General features: G+C 32.5%; 12 protein-coding genes. 3 read left to right on the top strand and 9 right to left on the bottom strand.

The window, feature by feature from the left end; all coding sequences use genetic code 11:
- The 3 genes from ABIN61_04890 to ABIN61_04900 form a co-directional block, all read left to right on the top strand.
- On the top strand, positions 1–657 hold a 657-nt coding region (locus tag ABIN61_04890), incomplete at its 5' end, for a hypothetical protein (GenBank protein MEO0293544.1).
- A 12-nt stretch (positions 658–669) separates the two neighbouring features.
- Entirely contained in the window at positions 670–1,071 is a 402-nt protein-coding gene (locus ABIN61_04895; GenBank protein ID MEO0293545.1) for a transposase, read from the top strand.
- A 119-nt stretch (positions 1,072–1,190) separates the two neighbouring features.
- Positions 1,191–2,327: a pyridoxal phosphate-dependent aminotransferase gene (locus tag ABIN61_04900; protein ID MEO0293546.1), complete on the top strand. Its 1,137-nt coding sequence runs from the start codon at positions 1,191–1,193 to the stop codon at positions 2,325–2,327.
- Here the strand turns inward: ABIN61_04900 and ABIN61_04905 are convergent.
- The 9 genes from ABIN61_04905 to ABIN61_04945 all read right to left on the bottom strand — a co-directional run bounded on the left by ABIN61_04905 (position 2,320) and on the right by ABIN61_04945 (position 11,937).
- On the bottom strand, positions 2,320–3,366 hold the full coding sequence (locus ABIN61_04905) for an alcohol dehydrogenase catalytic domain-containing protein (GenBank protein MEO0293547.1): 1,047 nt from the start codon (positions 3,364–3,366) through the stop codon (positions 2,320–2,322). The two genes, ABIN61_04900 and ABIN61_04905, sit on opposite strands and share 8 nt — an antisense overlap.
- Positions 3,367–3,676: 310 nt before the next feature.
- Positions 3,677–4,777 carry a hypothetical protein gene (locus tag ABIN61_04910; protein ID MEO0293548.1) on the bottom strand — a complete coding sequence of 367 codons (1,101 nt, stop codon included), beginning with the start codon at positions 4,775–4,777 and terminating at the stop codon, positions 3,677–3,679.
- A gap of 4 nt (positions 4,778–4,781) precedes the next feature.
- Positions 4,782–4,913, bottom strand: a complete 132-nt coding sequence (locus ABIN61_04915; GenBank protein MEO0293549.1) for a hypothetical protein — start codon at positions 4,911–4,913, stop codon at positions 4,782–4,784.
- A gap of 60 nt (positions 4,914–4,973) precedes the next feature.
- Positions 4,974–7,211, bottom strand: a complete 2,238-nt coding sequence (locus ABIN61_04920; GenBank protein MEO0293550.1) for a BNR-4 repeat-containing protein — start codon at positions 7,209–7,211, stop codon at positions 4,974–4,976.
- A gap of 99 nt (positions 7,212–7,310) precedes the next feature.
- Positions 7,311–7,880 carry a class I SAM-dependent methyltransferase gene (locus tag ABIN61_04925; GenBank protein MEO0293551.1) on the bottom strand — a complete coding sequence of 190 codons (570 nt, stop codon included), beginning with the start codon at positions 7,878–7,880 and terminating at the stop codon, positions 7,311–7,313.
- On the bottom strand, positions 7,877–8,665 hold the full coding sequence (locus ABIN61_04930) for a metal ABC transporter permease (GenBank protein MEO0293552.1): 789 nt from the start codon (positions 8,663–8,665) through the stop codon (positions 7,877–7,879). Before ABIN61_04930 ends, ABIN61_04925 begins: the two co-directional genes overlap by 4 nt.
- Positions 8,655–9,410 carry an ATP-binding cassette domain-containing protein gene (locus ABIN61_04935; GenBank protein MEO0293553.1) on the bottom strand — a complete coding sequence of 252 codons (756 nt, stop codon included), beginning with the start codon at positions 9,408–9,410 and terminating at the stop codon, positions 8,655–8,657. Before ABIN61_04935 ends, ABIN61_04930 begins: the two co-directional genes overlap by 11 nt.
- Complete coding sequence (locus ABIN61_04940) at positions 9,407–10,156, bottom strand: metal ABC transporter substrate-binding protein (protein MEO0293554.1); 750 nt, start codon at positions 10,154–10,156, stop codon at positions 9,407–9,409. Before ABIN61_04940 ends, ABIN61_04935 begins: the two co-directional genes overlap by 4 nt.
- Positions 10,153–11,937 (bottom strand): TonB-dependent receptor, encoded by a 1,785-nt coding sequence (locus ABIN61_04945; GenBank protein MEO0293555.1) that lies wholly within the window; start codon positions 11,935–11,937, stop codon positions 10,153–10,155. Before ABIN61_04945 ends, ABIN61_04940 begins: the two co-directional genes overlap by 4 nt.
- Positions 11,938–12,147: the final 210 nt, after the last annotated feature.

Below are 12,147 nucleotides of genomic sequence, written 5' to 3' on the forward strand. Positions count from 1 at the left end.
TCCTATTTAGAAATAAACAGAAAGATTATAGAGGGTATGAGGTATATTGTAATTGATGATACTGATATTCAAAAGAAATACGCGAAGAAAATGGAAGGTCTTTGTCAAGTAAGAGATGGCGATAGAAAAGAAGAGAAAAGAAAAATTGGGAACGGATATCCTTTGTTAAATATTCTTGGGGTAGATAAAGACAGAGAAGATATGATAAGCATCTATAGTGAGTTATTCAGTTTTAAGAAATTCAATATGGAGAGTATCCATACCAAGGTATTTGAGGCATTAGAGAGAGTTTTCTCAGTTGTCAAGAATTCCACTCATATTCTTGTTTTTGACAGAGCCTTTGATGCGATTAGAGTAATTGAATGGTTGATAGGCAAGGGTTTTTACTTTGTCCTCCGTTTAAGGGAGCAGAGGCATTTATATATTGATGGAGAAAAAGTGGGATATGAAGGATGGCGGAGAATTCCTTTATTGAAGGAAGTTATCGTTGATAAAATCACGAGGGAAAATAGGATAAAGAAGGAACATTATTTAGCTGGAATAAAAGAAGTTTACCTTCCATATTCGGAACATCGAGAAGAGAAATTATGGTTGCTGGTAATGAAGAAAAAGCGAGTGGAAGGGGAAGAGAATGGATTCAGTTATTTTCTTGGTTGAGTTCCGGAAGAGATGACACCAGAAGAAGTATTCAGAGAAATGTTGAGAGCGTATGGAGCGAGATGGAAAATAGAGGAATTTCACCGTCAAATGAAGCAAGATTTCAGAATAGAAAATGTTCAAATGAAGAGATACGAAGCCTTAAGGAATATGATGACGATAGTATGGACAATAGCCAGTTATTTTGTTCTGCAAGGGTTTAAGAGACTAATGATAGAAATAATTAGGGAACGGATGAGCAACAAGAAACAAAGGCAATATCTCAAAAAGGAATGGAGGTATATTTATTATCGCATCTTTGAGGAGTTGAACTATTGGTTCACTCAAATCCAGTTCAGACGAGGAGTACGGTTGGAATCCAATGAGAAAACAAAATTTATAAGCCTCTTTCCCGAAATGGAGGTGTCTCTATGAAAAAATGGGGGGTTGTCAGTTACTATTTAACTCTGAAGTAGAGTTACATTAATTTTTATATTAAGTTAACAACAATTAAACAATTGACTTATTTTGTATTCTAATTATAATAATAAACTATGAATTCAATTTTAGAAAAAATAGAAGAATCTATAATAGCTAAGGTTGTTAAATCTATAGAAGAAAGTAAAGCCATTAACTTTGCCGAAAATTCCATGGAACTTTTCACTCCAGAGTCTATTATAGAAAGTGCTAAAGAAGCAGTAGAAGGAGGGTTCAACGGTTATATTACCGGTGAGGGAAGAAAACCCCTAAGAGAATTAATTTCCAAAATGATCTCCGAAGAAACTGGAGTGGTTTTTGATCCCGAAACCGAAATCACAATAACTTCAGGATCGAGCGAAGCTCTTATTTCCTCAATGCTGAGCCTTGTAGAGGGGGAAAACGGCGTTGTAATTCCTGAACCTTTCTATGAAAATTACTTACCTCTCACTCTCCTAAGTCGAGGTAAGCCAATTTTCATCTCACTTTTTGACCCTGATTATTCGTTTCATATTAGTGACTTTAAAAAATTACCCACTTTTAAGGTATTCATCTTAAATAATCCACACAATCCCACAGGCAAAGTTTTTAATGAAGAAGAGATAAAACTTATAGAAGACATTGTCCTTCAAAAGGAGGCATATTTAATTATAGATGAAACCTATAAGCACCTCCTTTATGATACTGAATACATTTCCCCTTTAAGAAATAAGGAACTTATTGATAGGACAATTCTAGTGGGCAGCATTTCTACATTTCTTTCCGTAAAAGGATGGAGAGTTGGCTATGTAGTTGCAAAAGCTCCTATTATGGAAGGAATTAGAAAAGTCCATCACTACATTTCCCTTTCAGCTCCCACTCCCTTTCAATGGGCGTGTGAAAATTTTGAAATAACACCAAATTTTATCCAAAATCTTAGAGAAAGATACAAAGAAAAAAGGGATTTTCTGTGTAAAGCTTTGGAAAAAACAGGATTTACTTTCTACAAACCCAAAGGAGGTTACTACATATTTACAAACTTTGAAAATGTATGGGATGGAAATGATTGGGGGTTTTATAAATATTTACTAAAAAGTAAGAATATAGGAGTTGTTCCTGGATCAGCCTTTTATTACAACAAAAATAAGGGAAAGAAAAAAGTTAGATTCACCTTTTCTCAATCCGAGGCTAATTTAAAAGAACTCAATTCTATCTTATCAGCAGGCATTACTTAAAGTCAAGAAGACTAATTATTGCTTTTATAACGCCGTTTTGGTATTTCTCTACAATCTCAAAGGCCATTGGAGCATCTTCAAACTTAAAATTATGAGTAACTATAAGGTCTATATTTATTCTTTTTCTAAGAAGAAAATTAATAGCTTTCTCCACACAATTATTCTGTCTCCTTACATTAAAAATGGTAAGCTCTTTTCTTCTTAGTTTATTAATATCAAAACTTATTATCTCTACCTCTGGAATACCTATAATTATTAACTTTCCTCCAGGTTTTAATAACTCTACACCTTCTTTAATAGCTTCTATCTCACCACAACATTCAAAAACTGCATCCAAGCCTCCACTTTCTATCTTCCCTACTTCCTCTATTATATCTATCTCATCAGGATTCCCAGTCCAATCCGCTCCTAAATTTCTTGCTACAAAAAGTCTTTCATCTATCTTATCAGTCATAAAAATTCTCTCAATACCAATTTCTTTCGCTCTCAATAAAACACACAAACCAATTGGCCCTGAACCAAGAATTCCAATTATCTTCTCTTTCTTAGGGTTTAAAAATTGAGTAGCATAAATACCAATTGATAAAGGCTCCACTAATACTCCCTCTATAAAATTTAAAGTAAAAGGAAGTTTATAACAGTTTTCCTCTGGGATAACAATAAATTCAGACAAACAACCTTCAAGCTCTCCAGGGCAACCAAGAAATTTCAAATTTCTACAAGTATTGTATCTCCCATCTCTGCATTGATCACATTTACCGCAAGATATAGCTGGATCAATAGCAACCCAATCCCCAGGACTAACCTTTGTTACAGATTTTCCCACTTTTTCTACAATCCCAGAACACTCATGACCAATAGTAAAGGGAAACTCTATAACTTGATCTCCTATCCGTCCTCTTGTATAATAATGAATATCAGAACCACAAATTCCAACTTTGGCCACTCTAACTAAGACATCTTTTTCTCCTTTTATCTCTGGAGGTGACTTTTCCAAAAATTCAAATTTTCTAATTCCAGCTAACACAAGAGACTTCACTTAAACTTCCTTCTTAAAGATAAAACAAACTTTCTAATTAAGCAAGCTCTAAAAAATAAAATTTAATTATAAGAATGGCTACCCTTTTGGGGCAGCCATTTCCCCTAACCAATAAATCCATATTCTTTATTAGTGATGAGACGCCTTTTATCTATAAAAAGAACAAATTTGTTCTTTTTATAATATCTCCTTACATATCCGATCTCACAGAAAAGAACAATTAGACGTTTTTGATATTAAATAAAAAACCTAAATAAAAAATCAATTTCTCTTTATCCTTAAATTTTAATAATCCAATGGATTATAATAATTAATTTCTTACAACTGTTCCTATGTAAAGAGAAAAAGAGGGATTAACTCTACCAAAAGCATCAACATTCTTAAAGTTATAAGAAAGAGAAACCTTGTTTCCTAAAATAAAAGAGGAAGTCGTTTTTGATATATATTCTATTCCAAACTCACTTACAATCTGAGGAGTAAAATAAACTTCCTTAGGAAACAACCTTTCAATCTTCCGATCTCCATACTCTCCTTTCCATGTATATCTAATAGCTGTAAACTCTTCTCTTGAAAGATGTACATATCCTAAACCGAGGTTAACAAATGGACGTACTCCAACTTCTTCTCTAAATAAGAATTTTAAATAAGATTTGATGATTCTTTCTGTGGTTTTAAAACTATAAAACCAAGGATTAAGATCTATAGATTCTCCAGAGTAAGTAGTATACCAAAAACTTAAATCAAAACCAAGAAGATATTTTTTGTATAAAGAAATAGCACCAAGAAATGAACATCCAAAATTACCCATTCTTAAACCAGGAGTAATCAATAAGATCTCACGCTCTAAGGGATATTTAAAACCCAAATTCCCACCCATATTGAAATTAAGAAAATATCCTGCTTTTTCTTTTCTTCTCCATAATAATTGATCCATTTCAAATTTTTCTTTGGTCTCTAATAATTTATTTCTAAATGAGTTAACTTTATCATTCAAAGACTTCAATTTTAAATTAGCACTCGGCATAACCTTTATACTGTCAAGGGTGTTGAGAGCCTCTATAATCTTCCCCTTTTCATAAAATTCCTTTGCTCTTTCAAATTTTGCTTCAGCTTGATATATTTGATCCTCTACATATTTCTCCTTAAAAAAAGAAGCTAAAATGTAAAATCTTATCGCCTCTATAAAATTAAAACTTTCTACGAGACTTGAAAACTTAGAATATGAAACATTTGCTTTTTCTCCTGCGCATTCTTTTCTAAAATTTTCTTCATCTTTCTTATATTTTTCTATTAACTCTTTTATATATCTGGAATCTTCAGCAACAGTCTCTAATTCTTCTATGTTTTTAAAAAAATTTAAATAATTTTCCCTAAGCTCATAAGGGAGAAAAACTTGCCTTGAATTTAACAAATCTTTAACTACCTGAAATTCTCCAAGAATTAAAAGTGAATCTATTTTCTTCTCTTTTTCGCGGAAATCTTCTATCAGGTTTTGAGCATTTAGTGAAAAAACTATTATTAAAAAGATAGAAAAAAAATTTCTTCATATTCTCCTCCTCTCTATTTTTTATTATATATCAAAAATTTTTTACAATACCGGTCATTAGCTATTTCAACAAAGTCATTTTCTTAACCTTAGAAACATTTCCAATTGTCATTTTATAGAAATAAATTCCTGAAGGTAAATTTTTAGAATCCCAACTAACTTTATAGGAACCAGCTTTTACATCCTCATTAATCAATGTCGCTATCTCTTCCCCAAGCAAATTAAAAACTTTCAAAATAACATAGCTATCACGATAAAGAGAGTAACTAATCGTTGTAATTTCGTTAAACGGATTTGGGTAATTCTGATCGAGTTTAAAGTCACAATTAACATCATCATTTTTTACAACATCAAGAATTCCACTAAGATCCTCTACAAAATAACTCACTCCATCATACCATGTTCTACATACATCCCCAACCCTCGGTCCAGTTGTTCCAGTTTGAATTGCCTCATCATCAACAAAAACTTCTATGGTATCTCCAGAAAGAAGTTCAATTTTTCCAAGATAAGCTTGATATAAAAAAGTATTTCCACTCCCCTCAAGCTGAATCTGGGTTGTATGTGCACCTTCATCTACTTTCTTAGATGCCATATGTCGGTAGATTTGCATATTCTGGTTACTAAGTCCTGCTTTAATTCTCCAATCTGCATTAGGATTTGCCCAAAAATTAACCCAAATATGATAAATTCCATCCATAGGAGCAATTATTTGTGTCTTTATAAGAGGAGCATCTTCTCCTCCTGCCTCAGCCGATGTCAAAACCATCTCACCATTTCCATAACCTGTCCTCCAATGCCAATTGTTGTCTACTGGTCCTTGATTGGCATCCGGACCAGTTGCCCCAAGAGTAGATCCATCAGCACGAAAAGTATTTCCTTCTGTGGCATCCACATAGTTCATTAATCCTATAGAATCTTCTCCTTCAATAATTCCAACAATAGCAGCGTCATAATTTTGAGCTGAGAGATAAGTCCCTCTAAACCATAATAAAGCTGTCTTACCATTCTTCCAGGAAGGAATTATTGGACGAAAGTTATCCATTGTAGAATTCTCAGTTATTGGAGTCCAAGTCCAACTCAAACCATTATCGGTGGTCACACCTTTAAAGATTTCACGACGATTTAAATTCTCATTATTTCGAGGATCTATATGGGTAGAAATGTATATTATATTTGGATCATTAGGATGAAGAGCTCCTAAACCTGTATAATCAGCCTCAGAAGAGTACATTTTCTTTCCGGCTTGTCCCAGGTAAGTATAAGACCAACTAACTCCATTAAATCTACAGTAAATAAATGCATGATCTGGATCAATACTTTCATCATTACCATTTACAGCGTTATTTATCCTACAGGTCAAAATTGCAGCAATTGTTCCATCTTTGTACCTAACCAAATCAGCGTCCCAAATTTTTCTCATATAATCATCTCCAATTTTTGTATTATCTGGGAAAACAACTGTAAAACTGTTTTCTATTACCGGAATATTAGAGCTATTATAGATGTCACTATCCACCTCATTTCCATAAGAGTCATAAGTTTTACCACCCTTGACATATCCATGATAAATGCTTGTATTGTAATTCCTTGGATGAGTTTCTGTGCATATAAAATCAATCCTATCAATTCCATTTCCCCAATATTTGAAATATCCTCTGCTATATCCACTAATATTACTTCTTGCTAACTGTCCCCCATAATCCCAGTTAGTTCCTCCGTCAGTAGAGTACATAAAATTTGGGCTACCATTGTCATGCCCACGAGCAAAATTGAACATCCTTCCTTCACTTGAAAGATAAAATAAATTAGAATAAGTAGTGTTATAGTTTACTCCACCAGGCCTCTCTGTATTCCAATTAAATACCTCTTGAGAGCCCCAATTTTCACCATCAAAAATTCTATAATATGACAATTTTTCTGAATTGTGTAATGCATAGAAAGTAATATACCTCCCATCTGGACAAATAAGAAATGCAGGAGCATTATGGTCATCACAATAGTTATCCATTAATGTGTATTTCTTCAAAGACATATTTTTAAGATCCATTATAACAGCTTCAATAAGCCCATCGCGGGGGCTTCCTCCAACTCCATTATCGCTTGCCACAGAACCTATTATTAATTTTCCTTCTACAGTGTCAATTATTGCTCGTTCATCTTGATACCAGCACCAAGCTCCATTCTCATTAAATTGAATTAAGTTTCCATGAACAATATCCTTAACCTGAGCTCTTAGAGTAAAGACAAAAAGGAAAGCAAATAAGACTATTCTACCTATCTTAATAAATTTATACATAAAACCTCCATTTTATGATTCAGATTTTGAGATTATCTTTAAATTAAAATAATCAAATTTGGATTTTTTGCAACCTTTATCTTAGTCCAAAAATTTAAATTACTTTTTTCCTATTACATAAAAATAATTAGAAACAAAATATTTTATTTCTTTAAAACCAGCTTTTTTTAGCATTTGAATAAAAATCTTTTTTTCTGGAAGAAAGTGGTTAGCAATCGCTCCTCCTATTTCTCTATGCATTTTATTTATTTCCTCTGGAGGCATTGAATGAGCTATAATTAATTTTCCTTTCCTTTTTAAAACCCTATAAGATTCAGATAAAACTTTCCCCTTATCATCAAAGTGAGGAAAAGAATTAAAAATTATTATAGCATCAAATTTTTCATTAATAAAAGGGATATTTTCTCCTTCACCTCTTATTGCAAACTCATTGGGATAAGCTTCTTTCAATCCCTTTATCATTTTAAAGGCTTTATCTATATAAAATACAGAAGCACGAGGGACATATTTCTTAAAACAGTTCCTCAGCACTCCTTTCCCACAACCTAAATCTAAAATAAACTTTGATTCTCTATCTATTAAATCTCTAACAATAATATCAGCTACAGCTTTTGTTTCATGAGAAACTTTCCAGGCTTCAGCTTGCTTTTCAAAAAACTCAATGCTCATTTTTTTCCTTTTAAACTTAGAAGAATAAGAAATATAAGTGAGGAGAAGATTATTATAGCACTTGAGGCAGGAACCCCTATTAAAAAAGATAAAAAAAGTCCACAAAGGCAAGAAAAAATACAAAATAAAATTGAAAGAAGATACATCTTAGAAAGGCTATGAGTGAGGATCCGCGCTGAGGAGGGAGGATTTATAAGAAGGCTAAAAATTAATATTCCTCCAATTGTATTTAAATTCAAACAAATTACAAAACCTGAAAGAAAAAGAAGACTAAAAAAAATAAATCTCTCAGGGATTCCACAAGAAAAAGCCACTTCTCTATTATAAAATACAGCTTTTATCTCTTTATTAAAAAGAAACAAAAACAAAATAATAAAAGCTGTAATTCCACTATTAATAATAAGATCTCTTTTAGTAAGAGTCAAAATACTACCCCATATGAGATTAAAAGCCTCTGTTTTCGGCCCTTTTATTAGTCCAAGAGAAAAAAAGGCAATCCCTAAAACAAGAGAAAATACAATTCCTATAATTATATTTGCCTCAAGGCCACTTCGCTCAACAAGAGGTCCAATTAAAATTGAAGCAAAAAGAGAAAAAACAATAGCCATTATTATAGGATCTACACCAATAAGCAGTCCAACAACAGAACCTGCAAAGGCAGCGTGAGAGATAGCAACACCTACAAAGGGAATTCTTAAAAGAATAACCCATACACCAACGATCCCAAGTCCCAAACCTGCAAGAATTGACCCAATTAAAGCATTTTGAAAATAACTATACTTCAAAAAATCCCACATATTTCCTTAAATTTTCTTCATCAATATCATAAAGATTAGCCAAATCTTTTGAACTCACCTTAGAAGTTAAAGAATCAAAAAAGATCTTCCCTTTTTTAAGTGCCATAAACCTATTAACCCCTTTTGGTAAATATCTAAGGAGATGAGTCACAAAAACAATTGTCAATTTATACCTTTTATATACCTCAAAAATAAGATTATTTATCTCCATTTGTGAAGCAGGATCTAAATTTGTAAGAAGCTCATCAAGAAGAAGAATCCTAACTTCTCTTGCTAATTCTCTTGCTATTGAAAGTTTCTTTTGTTCCCCACCCGAAAGAAAACCCGCTGGTCTTTTTCTTAAATCTATAATACCAACCTCCTCCATAACCTCCTCAATTTTCCTCAAATCCTCTTTACTAAGTTTTTTAAAAACACCTCTTATACCTATCCTTCCTATAGAAACAACATCCTCTACAGAAAGAGGCACATCTTTTGGAATGAATTCATTCTGAAAGACAAAACCAATATTTTTTTTGAGATAAATACCACTCTTCGCCGGATTAAGTCCAAAAACTTTTACCTCACCAATCTCAGGAGATAAAATCCCATTAATTATTTTAAGAAGTGTTGACTTCCCAGCTCCATTCGGTCCAATTATTGCAACAAATTCACCTTCCTCTACCTCAAAAGAAATATCAGATAAAACTTTCCTCTTACGAAAATACTTACTAACATTTTTTAACTGAATCACTTTAATCCTTCCAATATAATTTTTATATTATCAAGAACTGTTTCCTTATATCCTTTTCTATCTGGAAAATTAGACAGAATTACAAAAGGTTTGCTCAACTCAATAGCAATCATCCTTCCAATTTTCCCCCTAGTTTGTAAATTATCCACTACAATTTCTACATTTTTCTCTTTCCCAATATTTAAAATATTGGAAAGTTCCTTCAGGGTGAGTTTTTCCTCCTTTGGAAAAGTGGAAATAACTTCCATTCCAAGAAAAGAAAGAAACTCCCTTTGGTATTCATTACATATAACCTTTATTCCATTAAGAGAATCCCTTTTTAACATTATCTTTAAAGAAAGGGAGTCTATTTTACTTATTAGTCTTTTATAATTTTCCTCAATCAATTTGCGATTTGAGCTATCTTCCATCTCCATTTTTAGAACTTCACAAATCTCTAAAGCTCCCTTTAAATACACAGAAGGAACCATCCAGCTTTCATCTGTTTTAAGGTCTATCAACTTTACTTTTGAATTTATTTTTCTTATTTTCTTAATCCATGGTTCAAAACCATGATAAATTATCAAATCAGCCCTATTAAGAAAACCTGCTTCCCTTGGAGAAAGGTCAAAATGACCAGGACAACTTCCCTCTGGAACTAAATTTAAAACCTCAGTTTGAAAAGGAGCGATCTCTTTCACCACAGAATAGATGTCACTTGTTGAAGTTATGATACATAAATCCAAAACAAATAGTAGGAAAATCATTTTCTTAAAACAATTCCTATTTTAAAGCTCCTACCCGGCATTTCGTAGATCCCTGATCTAGCAGGTATTTCTACATATCGGAGATAGTCTCTATTAAAGATATTATCAATTCCAAGAGATAGATAAAGATAAGGCTTGGGTTTAATATTCAGGTGAAAATCAAAAACAGAATAAGAAGGAAGCTTCTCTTTATGATCATCTTGTGCATAATAATCCGTTATATACCTTCCGCTTAAACGCGCTTCCAAGAAGTTTTTTTCAAAAGTAAGATTACCACTCCATTTTTGTCCTGGAATACCTTGGGTTTTATTACCTCTATCTATATAAGAATAGAAAAGTTCAAGATATAACCAGTTCATTGGATAAAATCCTAAAGAAGTTTCCATTCCTTTCTCTCTAAGAGAGTCTATATTTTCAAATTTCTTACTTATGGAAGAGAACCTAATAAAATTATCTGTCTCTAAATAATAAAGAGAAAAATCAAAATCTATAATCTTTGATATTTTTTGCCTTAACCCAACTTCCCAACTCCATAGTTCTTCAGGTTTTAAGAAAGGATTTGAAGATGGATATAAATAAAGATCATTAAAAGCTGGAAGTCTAAAACCTTTCCCTAATCTTGTTCTTATTCTCATTTCTTTAATTTTCAAAACGAACCCACCGTCATAGGAAAAGATACCTCTTGATTGTTCAGAATAAGTATATCTAAGACCCCCTGAAATGTTAAAAAAAGAAGTTTTTTGTTGAGTATGAAAGAAGCACTCGTAAACATTTCTAACCCACTCATTATGAGCTACCCAAAATCCATCCTGTCTATAAAATTCAATTCCACCCTGGGTCCTATTTCCTTCTATTAATGGAAATAAAAACGAAGAAGAAATTCCATCTGTTTTATCCTCTGAATTCCAACCATCTGAAAATTTATGAAACCCAAAAGTCCTGTAAAGTTTTGTCTCACTTTCTATCATTTCATTAATCTTGCCAGAAATAGAAAAATCAAAAGAACCTCTTCTATACCATTGATAATCTTTAGAACTCACCGTATCACCAAAAGCTGGTGGGTTTTCTTGGTAAGTGTCTACATATCTAAGATAGGTATCTATTTTCCAATCTTTATTAAAATCATAAATTAAATCACCTTCATAACTATCAGTCCGAGAAGCAGAATTTGGTAGGTGCCCATCCGAAGAATTCTTTTGAGCTCCTCCCAGGAAACTTAATTTACCAAAAGATTCTCTAAAAGAAGTCGTTAAATTTCGCGTATTAAAACTTCCATAATCAACTTCAAACTCTACCTTATTTTCCTCCTCCGCAGAATTTGTCAAAATGTTTACAACCCCTCCCATAGCTCCAGAACCATAAAGAGAAGAAAGAGGACCCTTAAAAACCTCTATTTTTTTAACATTATGGAGAGGAAAAGTATGAGTGACAGCACAGCTAAATATAGACATTTTCTCTGGTCTTCCATTAATAAAAAAACCGAGCCTCCTTCCGTTATTCCCAATCCCTCTAATCACAACATCAGCTCTTCCAAAATTTCCAGTTTTCATAACTTCTACGCCCGTAACCCCAATAAGTAAATCCGGGGAAACATAAGAATTGGCAAATTTTATATCTCCTTCCCCAATAACTGAAATAGAAGCAGAAATATCGGATATATCTTCATTATATCTTGTTGCAGTAACCACAATACCTTCGGAAATATATCTTTTCATTCCTATAGTATCAGAAACCACACCAAGAGAATCTATAACAGAAATAACAAAAAATAAAAATTCCATAAAACCTCCTTTAGTGTTACTTTTTTGATAAAAATAACACCATTTTTATTTTTGTCAAGAGGATTTTTGTATATTTTATTCTAAACCTAAAGTCAAAAATCAATTATTCAAAATAACCACCATAAAAGCCCATCAAGGTTCTATTGAAATCCAAAGATTCAAAGCCAGTTCCTTTAAATGAGAATATACGCTATTGCAATTTTTTTGTTT

The sequence above is a fragment of the candidate division WOR-3 bacterium genome (assembly GCA_039804165.1).
In the GTDB taxonomy this organism is placed as follows: Bacteria; Hydrothermota; UBA3072; order UBA3072; family UBA3072; genus JAFGHJ01.

Bases quoted from the DNA above. Each gene is read 5' to 3' on its own strand.
- ABIN61_04900 (MEO0293546.1), top strand. From the start codon at position 1,191: ATGAATTCAATTTTAGAAAAAATAGAAGAATCTATAATAGCTAAGGTT.
- ABIN61_04895 (MEO0293545.1), top strand. From the start codon at position 670: ATGACACCAGAAGAAGTATTCAGAGAAATGTTGAGAGCGTATGGAGCG.
- ABIN61_04945 (MEO0293555.1), bottom strand. From the start codon at position 11,937: ATGGAATTTTTATTTTTTGTTATTTCTGTTATAGATTCTCTTGGTGTG.
- ABIN61_04940 (MEO0293554.1), bottom strand. From the start codon at position 10,156: ATGATTTTCCTACTATTTGTTTTGGATTTATGTATCATAACTTCAACA.
- ABIN61_04915 (MEO0293549.1), bottom strand. From the start codon at position 4,913: ATGAAGAAATTTTTTTTCTATCTTTTTAATAATAGTTTTTTCACTAAA.
- ABIN61_04920 (MEO0293550.1), bottom strand. From the start codon at position 7,211: ATGTATAAATTTATTAAGATAGGTAGAATAGTCTTATTTGCTTTCCTT.
- ABIN61_04925 (MEO0293551.1), bottom strand. From the start codon at position 7,880: ATGAGCATTGAGTTTTTTGAAAAGCAAGCTGAAGCCTGGAAAGTTTCT.